This is a genomic window from Paenibacillus sp. 05T425 (assembly GCF_056396205.1).
The window spans coordinates 82,912-99,866 of record NZ_JBFTLA010000003.1; the positions used below are offsets into that span (position 1 = coordinate 82,912).

Here is a 16,955-nt window from a genome sequence, read left to right on the forward strand (position 1 = left end):
AGAGACCATAGAAAAAGAAAGCGGCGATCGCCCCCTTATGTTAGCAAGGGAGTCGATCGCCGCTTTCTGTATTTATATCGGGCAGTCGGTTAATAGATACGGTAGTTTCCGCTTAATGCCAGAAGGCTGAATAAGTACAGGCAATTGTCGTAATAACGCCGCTCGCCGGTACGCAAAGGGGTGTTCCAGAACAAATGGACAAAATGAGCGGCATCCGGTCCGTCCGCGGCAAGCGATGCCATTGCATTCGTCGCCAGAAGGCCGATCGGATGCAGAGAAGATTCTTCGAATGCCTTCCCGTCAATCGTGTAACGGCGATAGTCGGATACGTCGATTTCGCGGAAGAACGCTTGAATGCGATTCGACTGTTCGACTTGCCACGGGTCTTTGCGGAACCATTCATAATCAAGTCCGATGTTCGCCGCTACGCGGTAGGCATCGCTGAAAAAATGCCGGTAGTCGCCGTGAGGCTGCGGTACGGCAGGACTCCCGTCGTAATTCGCGTACTCGGGCGACAGTCCGGTTACCGGATGGCAGGCGGTTCGCAGATAAGCGCGGCTTGCCTCGGCGGCTTCCCTCCAGAAGCGTCTATCCTGCTCGTCCGCATGAAGCGCGAACAAGTCGTAGAAATGAGGCAAATGATAGGAAGGGTCGCTGAACGGCGATTCCGGTATGAACTTAATCAGCTTGGTAGCGGGATCCCACATCGGATCGCCTTCGCCGTTCTCTCCCTGATGTATGCACGCTCGAAGTATCGTCTTCGCTTGCTCGGAATAGTCGAACGGCTCCGGTCCGTCACCCCAGCGATTCGAAGCGAAGATCAAAGCCATGGCGAAAAACTCTTCCCCGTCCGGTGCCGGTCCCTGGGAGATGCGGGTACCGTCAGGCTTGCAGTGCCAAGCGAAATAGTGCTTGTAGCGGCCTTCCGTATGCTGCATGAACGTCTTCGCATAGTTCCAGAGACGGTCGAATTCTTCCTTCTTGTTCATTTGCACGGCCATCATCATGCCGTACGACATACCTTCGGATCGAACGTCCGAATTGCCTGTATCGAGGAGATAACCTTTATCGTCACCCATAGGATAATAGATTCGCAAGTCAGCACGGCCATAAAATAATTCGTTCCAAGCCTGCTCCAGTCTGGCGTGTATTTCCTGTTCGGAATATCCGAGCTCTTTGAACAAATTCCTGTAATCGGCTGTATGGAAAGCCCCTTTAGTTGTATTGGACACGATCGTAACCTCCATTATTATCGTATTAAAACTCATCATAACATGGCCGCTGGTTAAGGAATTAAAGCGTTTTCTTAAAAAACTATAGCATTTCTGGAGGAGCTAAACCGAAATCATTACATATTAGGATACATCAATGAAATAGTCGCATACGTCATTGTCTGATAAGGGCTCGTATTATAATATTTTGTTCCAAGACAGTGTTTTGGCAAAGCTAACAATGGAAACGCTTCCGACAAAATGGAGCATTTGATCTGTTACATGATAGGAGTTGTTAAGCATGCTTAGAATAGTGAAGGTTGAGAACGGAATCGTTCAGGGATTGCCGGCGGCCGACCCCCGAATTACGAGCTTCAAGGGGATACCGTTCGCCGCGCCGCCCGTGGGGGAAAATCGTTGGCGTGCCCCGCAGCCCGCGAAAGACTGGAATGGCGTGCTCAAAGCATACGAATTCGCGCCGATCTCGATGCAGGTGAGGCAAGAGCTTGATGAAAAAAACATCTATACCCGAGAATGGGCAGTGGAACCGGACATCGCCATGAATGAGGACTGTCTATACCTGAACGTTTGGACACCGGCCAATCATACCGATGAAATGTTGCCTGTATATGTATGGTATTTTGGCGGAGGACTACAGGTTGGCCATACGGCAGAAATGGAGTTCGACGGAGAACGGATAGCTAGGCGGGGCATCGTGGTAGTTACAATCAACTATCGTTTGAATGTATTCGGATTTTTATGCCATCCCGAAATTACGTCGGAAGCGCCAGAAGCGCCTGCTAATTTCGGAAACCTCGACCAACAAGCGGCTACGAGATGGGTCAAGCGAAATATTGAGGCTTTTGGCGGAGATCCGGACAACATCACGATCGGCGGACAGTCGGCCGGAGGCGGAAGCGTCATGAGCCAGCTCACTTCGCCTCAGAACGAAGGACTCTTTCAGAGGGCGATTATTCAAAGCGGAATCTTTACGAAGCTCTACCCGGGAACCCTCATGCCCAGTCTTCGGAGCGATTTGGCGGAAGCCGAACAGGACGGTTTGAAGTTTTTTGAGTATCTTGGCGTCTCTTCGCTTGCAGAAGCCCGGCAACTGGATGCGGTATATATTCGCGACAAGGCTGTGGAGTACCAAGGGTTTTGGGGCACCGTCGCGGATCAGGTCTTTAATGAAGGTAACCCGTTTGAACGGTTCCTTCGTAATAAGCGATGGATGGTTCCGGTCATGTTCGGTCATACGTCCTCCGAGTTTTTCAGCGTTCCGAATGCCGGGACGCTTGACGACTTTAAGAAAATGGCAGAAGACGTGTTCGGTGACGATGCCGAAACGTTTCTGGCGCTTGTCGATTTCAGTTCAGCCAATTTGGAGGAGATTGTGAGAAAGGCATCGGTAAGCGGCATCGAATATGCGATTCGCATTGCCGGACAGGCTAATACGGACTCAGGTGCTAATATCCCTTTGTACTATTATAATTTCGACGCGGAAATACCGGGCTGGGATAATCCCGGCACCTTCCACTCGGTGGATCTTTGGTTTTTCTTCGAGACGCTTGCTAAATGCTGGAGACCGTTTGTCGGCAAACATTACGATTTGGCCCGCCAGATGTGCAATTACTGGGTTAACTTCATTCGTTCCGGAGATCCGAACGGACAGGATTCTACAGGAGAGGAGCTGCCGCGATGGGAGCACTATTCGTCCGAAGCGCCATATGGGATGTTGTTTACCGATCGGGCCGAGTTTTCCAGGGAACAACCGAATGAGGTCATGACATTTCTTGTGCAGCACTATTTCAAACACAACACTTAAGGTTTGAGGAGACATCGTTTATGCAAAATCAAATGAAGTTCCTTTTGCCCCGCATGATGATCAAGTTCCCGATCCCGCCAGGGTGAGATATGCATGGGCTGACAATCCGGAAGGTGCCAACCTGTATAGCCGGGAAGGCTTGCCTGCATCGCCTTTTGCTACGGATTAACCGTTGCTGCCTTAATTGCAGGGGACATCACGTTTTGGCCGCCTTTTGAAAATTTCTTGGCGTATACCCTGTCAGCTTTTTGAATTGCCGGCAAAAGTGTTCCACATTTTGATATCCGCATCGGGAAGCGATCTCAACAATGCTTTGGGTGCTATGAATCAAATATTCTTGCGCTAATCGGATTCGATATTGAATGACGTCATCCATGCAGGAAATTCCAAACGTTTTCTTATAGAGGCTCTGAAGATAGCCCGGACTTATTTGGAGATAATCCGCCATTTTCGAAACCGTCCAACAGTCTCCCGGATCGTTTTGAATCGCTGTGCGAATCTTTAATAGATTGTAGTAATGAGGCGTAATGACATCATGAGAATAGGATTCCAATAGCTTGTTAAACAGCGTCCGGAGCAAATAGTCGATGGAAGATTCCTTGTAATCGCGATTATAGTTATGCTCGATGACTAGCAGTTCAAACAGCTTATGGCAATAGTCAGGATCGTTGATGGAAAAAGGAACGCCGGGCGGAAGTGAGGATTTCGTAATATAAGATTCATTGGATTCGAAGCGGATCCAGTCATTGACGAAATAATCGGAACTGGCTTGGTAATAAACTTTTTGCTTTGGGCGGTAGAGGACGGCGCTGTGAGCAGGGTATTCCTTAAGATCGCCATTGACCCAAAACTTCGCAGGAGTCTTAGTGATCACAAGGAGCCAGTGATAACCTACGGGCACATCAATAACAAAATTGCTTGCGTGTGTAGTATTGCTTTCAACATAGTAAATATGAGCCATCCGTACCCCTCCATGTTAGCATTTCTACATTATATCATAGCGAGGTAGTTAGGCATAAGATGAGGTGCTAACCTAGCAAGAAGCTCTGATAGTCGTAGAAACTAGAATTAGAGAGGTAATTATACAGAGTTTGTCGGGTTGTGCACTTGTCTTGAAGTCGATAAATTGATGTAAGAGAGAGGCCGAACGATTATTCGCAATGCAATTAAGAAATAAAAATGTTATCCGATGAAGAAAGCGGCGGTCGTCCCTCGAGTTCAATAAGGGAGAGAACGCCGCTTCTGTTTTTCCTAAGCGATTCCTATTTTTCGAAGAGAGAGGGTTGCCTGCATGCATAGCGTAATTATTGTCGACGATGAAATATATTTCCGTAAAGGCTTTATAAGGATGATTGATTGGGAAGGAAACGGATATCAGGTCATTGGCGAGGCCGACAATGGAGAGGATGCGCTTGAGATGATCCGGGATAAAATGCCCGATCTAGTCATCACCGACATTCGGATGCCCGTTCTGGACGGTCTTGCCTTAATCCAGGCGGCAGAGGAAGAGAAGCTTGATACGGAATTCGTCATTATTAGCGGACATAACGACTTCACCTATGCGCAGCAGGCCGTTCGTTTCGGCGTGCTCGATTACGTGCTTAAGCCGGTAGACGAGGACGACATCGCTCAAGCGCTGGGCAAGCTGCGGGACAAGCTGACGAAGAAACGAGAGCTTCAGGAGCGACGACGCAAGCTGTTGAGCGAGAAGCAGATCGAAGCGCTCATACGCGGAGAATCCGTAGATGACGCGGCGGATGCTTGGATGAGGTATGAGACGGCAATTGGTTCTCGAACGTTTACATACACGCTGATCGAGCTGAACAATGTTCACCCATGGAGCGATAAGAAGCAGCCGTCGACGGATGAGCTGCGGGCAAGTATTCGGGCTGCGGTGCGGCAGCTGGCTCCAAGCGCTTCCGATCCGATTCTCTATGAGCATCGCCGAACATATGGGTTGATCGTTACGAGTATGCATCTCTCCGAAGCCGGAGGCAGCGTACATGCGTTTATGGAGCTTCTGTTATTGCGGTTAAACGAGCAATTCGGACTCGAGTACCGCGCCTATGCGGGAACAACCGTCCAACATTTGAGTGGTATCAAGGAGTCGTATACAAGTGCCAAGGAAGCAATGAGCTGCAAATATTACAGAAGCACCGATCGCGTCATTGCCTCTTCGGACGTGAGCGGAACGGAACTAATTTACAGTCAATTGGACGACGACATATGCCGAAGGCTGGTAGAGGCGGTCGAAGAGAACGATTCGTACGAGATGAAACAGGTCATCGACTCGTTATTTTCGGAGTTTCGCGGTAAACGCTATTCTCCTGAAGCAATCAAGACCGGCATTGTCCAATGCGTGCTTGTGATTTGCAAAACGATTAGGGGCATGGAGGGGGATGAAACCGAGCTTGCTTCCTTCGAGCCGGTCATTAATTGGCATGATCACAACGTTACGCTGGAGGAAATCAAACGCTTGCTTACCGCATTTGTCTTTGAGGCCGGCGTTATGGTAAGCGAACTGTATCGCTCCTATGGCAAGGGCACAATGCACAAAATCAAAACGTACGTGGATCAGAATTACAGCAAAAATATTAGCTTGAAAATTATAGCCAGTCAATTCTACATGAACCCCGCTTACTTGGGTCAGCTCTTCAAAAGAAGTTACGGCTTGTACTTTAACGATTACTTGCAAAAGCTGCGGATCGCGGAAGCCAAAAAGCTGCTTCGGATAAAGGACATGCGAATCTACGAGGTGGCTGAAAGGGTAGGCTTCAACAATCCCGATTATTTCGTTACCCAATTCGATAAGCTGGAGCGAATGACGCCGTCCGAATATCGAAATAAAGTAAACCTGCAATAGTTTATTCGGGTTGAAATCAATAATTAGTGAGGAATTCGATGCAGTTAGGCGGGTAAACGAACGATGTAATCGCTTTTATACTTAGGTTGTACGTACATTTAGATGAGAGAGGGGTAAGAAGAATAGTGAAGAAAAACAAAGTATTGCTTCTCAGCCTGGCAGCTGCCTTGACGCTGTCCGCCGTGACGGCCTGCTCCGGCAACAACAACAACACAGACAAGCCATCTGCAACGAACGCCGCAACCGGTAATAACGAGGGCGCATCGGAGCCGACGAAGGAGAAGGTAACGTACACGATCTATAACGGAGTGGCAGGATCCAAGGACGGCAACACCAACGAGACGACGATCGGCAAAATGCTCGAGGACCAAACCGGAGTCAACTTCAAGCTGGAGTTTCTCGTTGGCGACTTGAACACGAAGATCGGCACGATGATCGCGGCGAACGAATATCCGGACGTGCTCATTCCGGACGCGGCGATGGAAGAGGTAATAAATGCCGGCGCATTCATTCCGCTTGACGATTTGATCGAGAAGCACGGTCCGAACATCAAGCGGGTATACGGGGATACGCTCGACCAAATGAGATCGGCTGACGGCGAGCTATATATTCTACCAATCGCCGCCCAGGTAGGCGAGTTTATTCCCGATCCTGAAGCGGGCTCAGGGTTCTGGATTCAGCGTCGCGTGCTCGAGGAAGCGGGCTATCCGGTCGTTAAGACGCTTGACCAATACATTAAGCTTATTGAGGACTATGAAGCGAAGCATAAGGACGAGAAGCTGACAGGCCTCATTTCGCTTACGCATGACTGGAGATTCTTCGCAACGTCCAATGTGCCGATGCACTTGATGGGTTATCCGAACGACGGCAACGTCATGATCGACGCGGATACGTTGGAAGCGAAGACGTATGCAGGCGACGAAGGCACGAAAAAATGGCTGCAGACGCTCAATGGCCTGAACGCAAAGGGTTTATTCGACAAAGCTTCGTTCGTAGATAACTACGACCAATACATCGCGAAGTTGACGTCGCACAACGTCCTTGGTTTCTTTGATTACAAATGGCAAGTGGACAATGCGCTTAACGTGCTGAAGGATGATGCGCGCAAGGATCCTTCCCTGGATAAGTACAGATACTTCCCGCTGCCGATTACGTTCGACGAGAGCATTACTGACGCTTACATCGATGCGGAAGCAGGCGTTGTTACTAACCGCGGTATCGGCATTACGGTCAGCGCCAAAGATCCGGTCCGCATTATCGAATATTTCGACAACTTGTTGAAAGAAGAGAACCAAATCCTGACGTCGTGGGGTATTAAAGGCGAAACGTACGAGGTTAACGAAGAAGGCCGTTTCTACCGTACGCAGGAGCAAATCGACAAAATCAACGAAGCGTTCAACGAGACATTCGGCTTTAAATATTATAGCTGGAACTGGCCAAGCTACGGAGCCAATTCTACGCTGTCTGACGGTAATGCCAAGGGTGTAAACATTCAGCCTGAATATTTCCAAGCGAGCTTGACGGAAGCGGATAAAGCAATCCTGGACAAATACGGCGCTCAGACGTATTCCCAAATGTTCGCAAAGCCTGTATTCCGCCCATGGTATCCGGCATGGGGCTTCGCTAAGGAGCAAAATTCGCCGGAAATCATGTGGGAAACGAAAAAGGACGAGTTGACGAAGAAGTACTTCCCTAAGCTTGTCCTTGCCGATCCTGGCAAATTCGACTCGATATGGGAAGAGTACATGAAAGAATTCGGCAAGCTTGATACGGCCGGCTATGAGAAGTGGACGACGGAGAAAGCCAAGGCGAAGGTTGAAGCTCTTAAATAAAGGATGACGGAGATAGGCCGGGCTTAACATATCGATTTTTATTCGATCAGTGTCCGGCCTATTCCTATTGTTAGGGCAAGATGCTTCGGTACCGGAAGGAGAGAAAATGATGGAGTCCAATGCGATACAGACAACGAGCCGGCCGCCAATAAACAAGAAGCCGAAGGGAATCAAGCTGTTCTTTGCGAAGCTGCTTCAGCAGCGTGCGCTCGTAATAATGACTGTGCCATTTTTGTTATGGCTAATTCTATTCAAGTACGTTCCGATTTGGGGCTGGACGATCGCTTTCCAGGATTTCAAGCCTGCACTCGGGTTTTGGGAGCAGAAGTGGATCGGCTTTCACCATTTCGAATTTTTATTCGGGGACGAAAGGTTCCTTCGGGTACTTCGCAATACGCTTGCGATGAGCACCATTAACCTTGTTTTTGGTTTCTTGACGGCGATAACCCTTGCGCTGCTGCTAAACGAGTTAAGGAAGGCAGCCTTTAAGCGGGTCGTACAGACGGTTAGTTATTTGCCGCATTTTATTTCTTGGGTCGTGGCGGCCAGCATCATCCAAACGACTTTGTCGCCAGACGGTATCATTAATGAACTGTTGGTTTGGCTTGGATTTGTGAACGAAGGAAATGAAATCTTATTTTTGGGCATTCCTGAATACTTCTGGACGATCTTCGGAGCAAGCTCGATATGGAAGGATATCGGATGGAACACAATCGTTTACTTGGCCGCTATGACAACCATAGACCCCGCACAGTACGAAGCGGCAGAGATTGATGGCGCGAACCGGCTGCAGAAGATGACGTACATTACGCTGCCTGGCATTAAATCAGTCGTCGTCGTATTGTTAATTATGAATATCGGATATTTGCTGGATTCGGGATTTGAACCGCAATATTTGCTGGGCAACGGCATGAACGTGGACTATTCCGAGAACATTGATATATTTGTCTTGAAATACGGCATCGCGCAAAGCAACTTCTCCCTTTCCACCGCGGCAGGCATGTTTAAGACAGTGGTCAGCTTCATCCTGTTGTTCGTAGTGAACAATATTGCGAAACGAATGGGCGAAGCAAGACTATTCTAGAACAGGAGGGTTTTCAGATGGCTTCAAGCGATGTGAATCGGAACAAGAAATACAAAATCAAAGCCCCGATGGGCGATCGTATATTCGACATCTGCAACTATACTTTTATGATTTTGTTGATGGTTGTTACGCTTTATCCATTCCTTAACGTATTGGCCGTATCGCTTAATAGCTCGCAGGACTCGCTTAAAGGCGGTATTTACATGCTTCCAAGGGTGTGGACGCTGGACAACTATCAATACATTTTCAAGGAAGCTACGATTTTCCATGCCACGTTGATCTCGATTTTGCGTACGGTCATCGGAACGGGCTTGACGGTGATATGTTCCGCGATGGTAGCCTATTCCATCAGTCGGCAGGAGTTTGTGCTGCGGAAGTTTATTACACTTGCATTTATTTTGACCATGTATTTTAGCGGCGGCCTGATTCCTACTTTCTTGTTGATGAGAGATTTGCATCTGGTAGGCAGCTTCTGGGTGTATATTTGGCCGGGCTTGATCGGCGTCTTCAACCTGATCATTATCCGCTCCTTCATTGAGAACTTGCCGGACAGCATTCTCGAATCGGGTAAAATCGACGGTGCCGGCGAATACCGGACATTCTTCAGCATCGTGCTGCCGCTGACGACTCCCGTACTCGCTACTGTCGCCTTGTTCTCGGGCGTCTCTCAATGGAATTCCTGGTTCGACGTGTTCTTGTACAACTCTTCGCATATCGATCTAAGCACGCTTCAGTATGAGCTGCAGAAGATCTTGCAGAACTCCAACACGACTGCCGGTACGTCGGGCATGGATGGCATGATAAGCGGCGCGAGCGGAGCTCAGCAAAATAGAGTCACGCCGCTATCCGTCCGGGCAACGATGACAATCGTCGCTTCCGTACCGATTATCATGGTGTATCCGTTCTTGCAAAAATACTTTGTCAAAGGCATGATGGTTGGCGGCGTTAAAGGCTGAGTAAATTGTTATTTGCAATTCATCATGAGCGCGGGGCACCCAAATGGGGTGTCCCGCGCTGTTATTGCGCGAACCTAGAAATTGACGGGTAATGACTAAGTAATAGGCAGGTTGTTCCTATCCCTAGTTGACATTACTATGTTCTTTAATAGGGAAAGAGGTGACATCTTGCTGACCGTTAAGAAGCGTCTTGGACTCGCAGTTGCGATCCTTGCCGCGGGCACGGCAATATTTCTTTTCTACCAATCACAGATTGGCCGGAACGAATTAGAGCGACAGAAGTCTGAGGTTGTGTTGTCGGCTTACCTGAAGGAAGAGACGCTAGAATTAAGCAAGGAGAAGGACACAACCTATGAAGTGAAATTATTGATGGACGATTTTCCGGTTGAGCAAGAAGTTGTGCAAATTCGCGCACTGCTGAACATTCCAGCTGCGTTCGAAGTCGATACAATCGTCCCGAACCCGAGCAACGTTTCGGCGGCAGCCGTCGCGTTCCAGCCTACGGAGGAAGGGGTGGAGCTTCGAATCGGCAATGATAACGGCTCGGTTATTACATTCGCCAACCTGGATGGCAGCAAAGAGCTGGCAACGATTACATTCATACAAAAAAGGGAGTTGATTGTGCAAATGAGTAAGGAATTTAAAGTAAACAGTCTGGATATTGTGGATTCAGGTAATAAAAGCACGGCGTATAACGTTAGCGGAGCGTCCGCCGATATGAGCTATCAGCCGCCCGCAAGCGCGATCGGCAAGCTTCCTCAGAACGGCAATCCGATTGTGTCGCATAAATTCGGCGCCGATCCTTACGCGATCGTATACAATGACCGCGTCTACATCTATAGCACTTACGACGTGCTGGAGTACGACGAGGCAGGTGAAGTGAAGGATAACACTTACGGGTCGATTAACCGGTTGTCTATCGTCTCATCCTCGGATTTGATGAACTGGACGGATCATGGCTTCGTAGTCGTTGCTGGTCCGGAAGGCGAGGCGAAGTGGGCAACGCAATCTTGGGCCCCGGCAGCGGCACATAAGGTGATTGACGGCAAGGACAAGTTCTTCCTGTACTTCGCGAACAACGCGAGCGGGATTGGAGTACTGACAAGCGATAGCCCGACCGGCCCTTGGATCGATCCGATCGGCAAGCCGCTGATTTCGAGATCGGCGCCGGCAGCGCAAGGCGTAACTTGGCTGTTCGATCCGGCCGTACTGGTTGACGACGACGGCACGGGATATATCTATTTCGGAGGAGGCATCCCGGAAGGGAAGGAAGAGAAGCCGGATACGGCTCGCGTTATGCAGCTTGGCGACGATATGATCAGCGTTGTCGGCGAAGCCGCGGTCATTCCTGCGCCGTTCATGTTCGAAGATGCCGGCATCAATAAGGTTGGCGACGTTTATTACTACACGTATTGCTCGAATTTCTACGGAGGCGCCAGGCCGGAAGGAAGCCCGGCGGCAGGTGAAATCGCCTATATGACCAGCGAAAGTCCAATGGGTCCGTGGACGTATCAAGGTTCCATTCTAAAAAATCCCGGCCACTTCTTCGGCGTAGGCGGCAACAATCACCACGCGATGTTCCAGTTCCACGGCGAGTGGTATATCGCCTATCACGCGCAGACGTTGTCCAAGGCGATGGGCGTACCGAAAGGCTATCGTTCGACGCATCTGAACAAAGTAAGCTTCGGCGCGGATGGTGCCATTCAGGAGATTGAAGCCGATCTGAAAGGTGTTCCTCAGTTGAATAAGCTTAATCCGTTCGTTCGCGTGGAAGCGGAGACGCTTGCGTGGAGCGCTGGCGTCGATGCGCTGCCGCAGAAGAGAGATGATAGAGGAACGGCTGTCGCAGAACTTGCGATTGCGGACATTCATAACGGCGATTGGACGGCTGTAGCAGGAGTGGACTTCGGCGATGGCGCATCCGCCTTCTCGGCGTTCGTAGTTGGCGGAATCGATGATGCTATCATCGAGCTGCATCTGGATAGTCCGGAAGGTGTCGCGATTGGCTCGCTTGCCATACCGAAGGGAGAGGGCTCTACTAGCTGGACAGAAGTGAAGACAGCGGTCGCAGGCGCCGAAGGCGTTCACGATCTGTATTTCGTGTTCAAAGGCAAGGCCGATGTAGAGTTATTCACTTTCAATGCATGGCAGTTCGGCAAATAAGTTAATGGAAGTGTTTTGTGCAGCGCCAGTCGGGGGAGTCCGGCTGGCGCTGCTTGTTTTTTATTAATACTTTTCGCCTTCGTGCTTCGTGTAAGCGCATATTTGCTCTTACAGAGCGAAGCAGGGTTTGTGACTGTGTCCGTAAGTACATATAGGCTCTTATGGAGCAAATCCGGAAGATCGAGCCCACCAGCCGCACCTTCGTGTCAGAGCGTATTTGAGCTTACAACCCGAAAACCTATCGTTTATAAGGTGAACGAACAAGAAACGAACAGGTACTTCTCAAGAAATGAAAACGTTAAAATTAATAGTGATAATGAGATAAAACAAGGAGGTTAGCGATGTCGGCGAAGAGAGAGTCACCGAGTGCAGCAAGCGGCGAGACGATATTAAAGGCGATCGGCCTTAAGCGGATATTCGGCAAAGGCAATGGCGCCGTCACCGCGTTATCGGACGTTCATTTGGATATACCGGCCGGATCGATGGTGGCGCTCAAAGGCAGGTCCGGCTCAGGCAAGACGACTTTGCTGAATATGCTTAGCGCGCTTGACGAGCCCACGGAAGGACAGGTGTTCTTTCAAGGCAGAGAAATTACGCGCATGCCCAGCAAGGCGAGAAGCGCTATACGTCGAAAGAAAATCGGTCTCGTGTTCCAATCCTTTGGTCTCATTCCGCTTATGAATGCCTACGAGAACGTTGAATTCGGACTGCGCGTGGCGGGTACGCCGTTCAAGGGCAATCGCGAGGCGGCCGAGCGGGCGCTGGAGCAGGTCGGGATGAAGGAGCGGATGAAGCATCGTCCGGCCGAGCTGTCGGGAGGCGAGCAGCAGCGCGTAGCGATCGCACGGGCGATTGCCCATGAACCCGTGCTGCTTATCGCTGACGAGCCGACGGCCGAGCTCGATAGCCGGATGGGCATTCAAGTGATGAGGGTTTTCCGTGAGCTCGTTAATCGTTCCGGGATGACGGTCGTTCTAACGACGCATGACCCTGGCATCATGGAGCTTGTTGATCATGTTATTTCATTGGAGGATGGAACAATTGTATCGCATACGAACATCGAATAACGGATATGGACGGGTGTTGACGGCAACGCGGCGAGCTGCAATCGCACTAGCCGCGATGCTGGCGCTGTCCGGATGCGGACTGCTCCCTGCCGAGCAGCAAGCCTTGCAGCCTCCGCTCATACAGCCTGCGCAAGAGCAGCTGGATATCGTGGAAGCAAGCCGTGGATCCATTCAGACGTATCTCAAAGGAACAGCCCATTTCGTCTCCTCGAGCTCGGAGAACTTGTCGTTCAAGGAGTCGGGAGGCCGGCTTAAATCAATCAATGTGACGATCGGTCAAGAAGTGAAGGCCGGTGATCTGCTCGCGGAGCAAGAAACGGGAGATCTTGAGCTGCAATATAATCTGCAGAAGCTTAACTTGGAGAGAGCGCAGCTGATGTATAAGCAAGCCCGTGACGCTGACGCAACGCCGATCGATCTTCGTCTGCGCGAAATCGATCTTGAGCGAGAGAATATGTCACTGCAATCGATGGAGACACGGCTTGCGAAATCCAGGATATATGCAACGATTTCCGGGACGGTAACATTCGTGGAAACGTTGAATGCGGGGGACTTTGTGAATGCGTACCAATCCATCGTATCGATTGCGGATACGTCTCGCATCCAACTCACGTATGTCGCAGGTGAAATGAAGGAAGTACAGCCGGTCGAAGCGGGCATGCCCGTCAGTCTGAAGTATAAGGGCAAGGCTTACACGGGCAAAGTGCTGCAATCGCCTTCCAATGTTCCGATCGGCGCGGATGGGGCCAAAGCTGAGCGTAACGCAGTAACCCTGTACATGAGTATGGACAATGCGCCGGACGGCATCCATATCGGCGACAGCGCCGAGCTTACGATTGAGCTGCAGAAACGCGAGAACGTCATCGTTCTGCCTCGCTCGGCCATTCGCTCTTATATGGGACGTTATTACGTGCAGGTGGCGGAAGGCGAACGACGCAAGGAGGTCGACGTTGAGGTAGGGCTGATAACATCGACCGAAGCGGAGATTGTTAAAGGGCTCGAGGAAGGCCAGCAGGTCATTCTGAATAACTAACATGAAGACCAGTTACAAGCATGTAACTGGCGCAAGGATGGGGTGTACGTATGGCCTTATGGACGATGATCCTCCGCAAGATGGCAAACAACAAGTGGCTGCAGCTGAATCTATGGATCGGCCTCACCGTATGCGTGGCCTTATTCAGCTCCATGCCGCTTTACTCGGAAGCCATCCTGCAGCGAACGCTGCAAAAGGAGCTGCAATCGGTGCAGCTTCAGGAAGGCGTGTATCCGGGTTATATTCGCATCGGTACGACCGTATCCGCGTCGGCAATGGACGCGAAGACGATCGAGGCTATCAAGCGGGCGGACCGATTCGTGCAAACAATACCGGGCAAGGCGGGACTTGAAGCTTTATCCTTCTATCAGCAGCGTTTCACGCAGCGCATGAAGGTGTACGGTGCTGACGCAACGGATCAGGAGAAGCAGTCGCAGAAGGCAGCGGGCAGCATCAGATCGCTCTCCGGCCTTGAGAACCGCGTTCGCTTGATCGATGGCGCAATGCCGACCGTTCGCGCCGACGGTATTTACGAGGCGCTCGTTACGCAGAAGTTTCTAATCGCGACGAAACGAGATCTGGGGGACGAACTGATTGCCGAAGCGCCGGACAAAACGAAGTTTCGCGTCATCCCGGTTGGGATTATGGAGACCAACCCAACGGCAGATCCGTATTTGCCTTTTCTTACTTCCGAGGATAGCGACGGCTTCATTATTCCTTTCGATCAGTTTGAGAGCGATTTCATACTTGGGGGCATGACGAAGCTGGCAAGCTTGGATTGGCGCCTAGCACTTAATTACGAGGAATTAACGATCGATAATATCGATGCATTCATGCAAGCCGACAAGGATATTAGACGATATTTCCGCGGCCGAATTGGTGTCGACGAGGTCAACATTCCTGCCGTATCAACGGTTAATGACTATCAGGGAAAGCAAGAGAAGCTTGATGTTATGATGCTGTCACTCTATTCGCCGGTTATGCTCATGCTTGCCTTCTATCTCTATATGGCCGCCAATCTCATTATTGAGCGGCAGAAGACGGAAATATCCGTCCTGCGAAGCCGCGGGGCAAGCCGTTTGCAGATTATGACGGCTTATACGCTCGAAAGTCTGTTTCTTGGTATAAGCGCGCTTGCCGTTGGTCCGTTTCTCGGCATTTGGTTCACGAAAGTGCTTGGCGCATCGAACGGTTTCCTGGAGTTCGTCAATCGCTCGGCGCTTGAGGTCAGTCTGACCAGCAGCGCTTACATGGTGTCATCTGTGGCGGTAGCCGCCGCATTGGCTTTGATCCTGATCCCGGCGTTCATGGCGACTAGAGTCAGTATCGTCAGTCATAAGCAGCAAAACGCCCGCCATAACAAGCTGTCGTTCTGGCATAAGACGGGCCTTGATTTTATCCTTGTCGGCATAGCCGTATATCTGCTCTACAATTTCAACAAGCGCCAGGAGGACTTGCAGCGGTTAGGGCTTGACTCGGATGCCTTCCAGCTCGATCCGATGCTCTTCCTCATGCCTTCATTATTCGCGCTCGGAGGCGGCTTGCTGCTGCTGAGGGTATATCCATGGTTCATTCGACTTGTCTATTTGGCAGGTCGCCGGTGGTGGTCGCCTGCACTGTACAACACGCTAGTTCAGATCAGCCGGTCGTCCGGACAATACCAGACGATTAAGCTGTTCCTCATCATGACCGTCGCAACGGGACTCTTCAGCGCGAATGCGGCCCGTACCATTAATGACAACATGGAGAGCAAGATTCAGTACAATATCGGAGCCGATATGACTATTATGACCCGCTGGGAAAGCGATGCGCGGCCATCGACCTATATGTCGTCCGCTCCGCAAACGCAAGCCGATACGACAGCTTCGAGCTCGAACCGGGTTCAATACACCGAGCCGCCGTTCCAGCCTTTCGAAGAGCTGGAAGGCATCCTCGCGAGCGCCAAAGTGTTCAAGAAAGAGAAGGCGCGATTCGTAACGCCTGCAAGCGGAGCAAGCGGGGCGACTACTCTGATCGGCATCGACACGATGGACTTCGGCCGGACGGCTTGGATGAAGGATGGGCTGCTCGAACACCCCATTAACGGGTACCTTAATCTGCTCGCGCCCAATACGAAAGCGGTTCTCATTTCTCGCTCGATCGCGGACAAGGCAAAGACGAAGCTGGGCGATACGATTTCACTGTCTTGGGATGGGCTCGATCAAGCACAATTCGTCGTTTATGGCATTATCGACTACTGGCCGAGCTGGAATCCGCTTCCGACCGGCAATGCCGATAACGAGAAGGCTGTGCAGCCGAACTTGATCGTGGGCCATCTCGGCACGATTCAGAACAGGCTTGCCGTAGAGCCTTATGAGGTGTGGCTGAAGCTGAAGGACGGTATTTCTAGCCAAACCGTCTACGACCAGTTGGCGGAGAAGAAGCTAAGAATTATCAATCTTCAAGACGCTACGCAAGAGCTGATTCAATCGAAAAACGATCCGTTCAGACTTGCGATCAACGGTGTCATGACGCTTGGCTTCGTCATCTCTATGCTGATCAGCTTTTTCGGCTTCCTGCTGTTTTGGGTGCTTACGCTGTCGGGCAGAACGCTTCAATACGGCGTGCTGCGGGCAATGGGCATTCCATTCGGGCAAATAATCGGCATGCTCGTCAGCGAGCAAATGTTGACTTCAGGAGCGGCGGTTCTGTTAGGCGTCGTCATCGGCAATACGATAAGCGAGCTGTTCGTGCCGTTATTCGAAATGTCATTTGCAACGAAGGATCAAGTGCCGCCTTTCGAAATGATTCAACAGCTTAGCGATTATCTGCAGTTGTATAGCATTATCGGCATTACATTGACGCTAGGCCTTCTAATCCTCGGTTACCGCTTGTCGAGAATTCGGATTGCGCAAGCTCTCAAGCTTGGAGAGGAGTAGACG

Annotated in this window: 11 protein-coding genes; 9 read left to right on the top strand and 2 right to left on the bottom strand. The window is 50.6% G+C overall.

Annotation, left to right across the window (positions count from 1 at the left end; all coding sequences use genetic code 11):
• Nucleotides 1-89 precede the first annotated feature (89 nt).
• Complete coding sequence (locus AC1DF0_RS07225; RefSeq protein WP_477573714.1) at nucleotides 90-1,247, bottom strand: family 8 glycosyl hydrolase; 1,158 nt, start codon at nucleotides 1,245-1,247, stop codon at nucleotides 90-92.
• A gap of 265 nt (nucleotides 1,248-1,512) precedes the next feature.
• Here AC1DF0_RS07225 and AC1DF0_RS07230 point away from each other — a divergent pair, with 265 nt between their 5' ends.
• Complete coding sequence (locus AC1DF0_RS07230; RefSeq protein ID WP_477573518.1) at nucleotides 1,513-3,036, top strand: carboxylesterase/lipase family protein; 1,524 nt, start codon at nucleotides 1,513-1,515, stop codon at nucleotides 3,034-3,036.
• Nucleotides 3,037-3,232: 196 nt separating this feature from the next.
• On the opposite strand, the gene AC1DF0_RS07235 is transcribed toward AC1DF0_RS07230, so the two are convergent.
• The gene (locus AC1DF0_RS07235) at nucleotides 3,233-3,997 is read right to left on the bottom strand and encodes an AraC family transcriptional regulator (RefSeq protein ID WP_442049957.1); all 765 of its coding nucleotides are present in this window, start codon (nucleotides 3,995-3,997) and stop codon (nucleotides 3,233-3,235) included.
• A gap of 330 nt (nucleotides 3,998-4,327) precedes the next feature.
• Here AC1DF0_RS07235 and AC1DF0_RS07240 point away from each other — a divergent pair, with 330 nt between their 5' ends.
• The 8 genes from AC1DF0_RS07240 to AC1DF0_RS07275 all read left to right on the top strand — a co-directional run bounded on the left by AC1DF0_RS07240 (nucleotide 4,328) and on the right by AC1DF0_RS07275 (nucleotide 16,952).
• Nucleotides 4,328-5,899: a response regulator transcription factor gene (locus tag AC1DF0_RS07240; protein ID WP_477573519.1), complete on the top strand. Its 1,572-nt coding sequence runs from the start codon at nucleotides 4,328-4,330 to the stop codon at nucleotides 5,897-5,899.
• Between the two features lie 125 nt (nucleotides 5,900-6,024).
• Nucleotides 6,025-7,731 carry a type 2 periplasmic-binding domain-containing protein gene (locus tag AC1DF0_RS07245; protein ID WP_477573520.1) on the top strand — a complete coding sequence of 569 codons (1,707 nt, stop codon included), beginning with the start codon at nucleotides 6,025-6,027 and terminating at the stop codon, nucleotides 7,729-7,731.
• Between the two features lie 109 nt (nucleotides 7,732-7,840).
• On the top strand, nucleotides 7,841-8,815 hold the full coding sequence (locus AC1DF0_RS07250) for an ABC transporter permease (RefSeq protein WP_477573715.1): 975 nt from the start codon (nucleotides 7,841-7,843) through the stop codon (nucleotides 8,813-8,815).
• A gap of 17 nt (nucleotides 8,816-8,832) precedes the next feature.
• Nucleotides 8,833-9,771 (top strand): carbohydrate ABC transporter permease, encoded by a 939-nt coding sequence (locus AC1DF0_RS07255; protein WP_442049954.1) that lies wholly within the window; start codon nucleotides 8,833-8,835, stop codon nucleotides 9,769-9,771.
• Nucleotides 9,772-9,939: 168 nt separating this feature from the next.
• Nucleotides 9,940-11,934, top strand: a complete 1,995-nt coding sequence (locus AC1DF0_RS07260) for a glycoside hydrolase family 43 protein (RefSeq protein WP_477573521.1) — start codon at nucleotides 9,940-9,942, stop codon at nucleotides 11,932-11,934.
• Nucleotides 11,935-12,275: 341 nt separating this feature from the next.
• Nucleotides 12,276-13,001 carry an ABC transporter ATP-binding protein gene (locus AC1DF0_RS07265; RefSeq protein WP_442049952.1) on the top strand — a complete coding sequence of 242 codons (726 nt, stop codon included), beginning with the start codon at nucleotides 12,276-12,278 and terminating at the stop codon, nucleotides 12,999-13,001.
• On the top strand, nucleotides 12,976-14,034 hold the full coding sequence (locus AC1DF0_RS07270; RefSeq protein WP_477573522.1) for an efflux RND transporter periplasmic adaptor subunit: 1,059 nt from the start codon (nucleotides 12,976-12,978) through the stop codon (nucleotides 14,032-14,034). The genes AC1DF0_RS07265 and AC1DF0_RS07270 overlap by 26 nt, the downstream gene beginning before the upstream one ends.
• 50 nt (nucleotides 14,035-14,084) lie before the next feature.
• A complete protein-coding gene (locus tag AC1DF0_RS07275; protein WP_477573523.1) occupies nucleotides 14,085-16,952 on the top strand; it encodes an ABC transporter permease in 2,868 nt (955 codons plus the stop codon).
• Nucleotides 16,953-16,955: the final 3 nt, after the last annotated feature.

What these genes read in the sequence shown, in the direction of transcription:
- AC1DF0_RS07255 (WP_442049954.1), top strand. Translation starts at nt 8,833, where the DNA reads ATGGCTTCAAGCGATGTGAATCGGAACAAGAAATACAAAATCAAAGCC.
- AC1DF0_RS07235 (WP_442049957.1), bottom strand. Translation starts at nt 3,997, where the DNA reads ATGGCTCATATTTACTATGTTGAAAGCAATACTACACACGCAAGCAAT.
- AC1DF0_RS07265 (WP_442049952.1), top strand. Translation starts at nt 12,276, where the DNA reads ATGTCGGCGAAGAGAGAGTCACCGAGTGCAGCAAGCGGCGAGACGATA.
- AC1DF0_RS07250 (WP_477573715.1), top strand. Translation starts at nt 7,841, where the DNA reads ATGGAGTCCAATGCGATACAGACAACGAGCCGGCCGCCAATAAACAAG.
- AC1DF0_RS07240 (WP_477573519.1), top strand. Translation starts at nt 4,328, where the DNA reads ATGCATAGCGTAATTATTGTCGACGATGAAATATATTTCCGTAAAGGC.
- AC1DF0_RS07225 (WP_477573714.1), bottom strand. Translation starts at nt 1,247, where the DNA reads ATGGAGGTTACGATCGTGTCCAATACAACTAAAGGGGCTTTCCATACA.
- AC1DF0_RS07275 (WP_477573523.1), top strand. Translation starts at nt 14,085, where the DNA reads ATGGCCTTATGGACGATGATCCTCCGCAAGATGGCAAACAACAAGTGG.
- AC1DF0_RS07230 (WP_477573518.1), top strand. Translation starts at nt 1,513, where the DNA reads ATGCTTAGAATAGTGAAGGTTGAGAACGGAATCGTTCAGGGATTGCCG.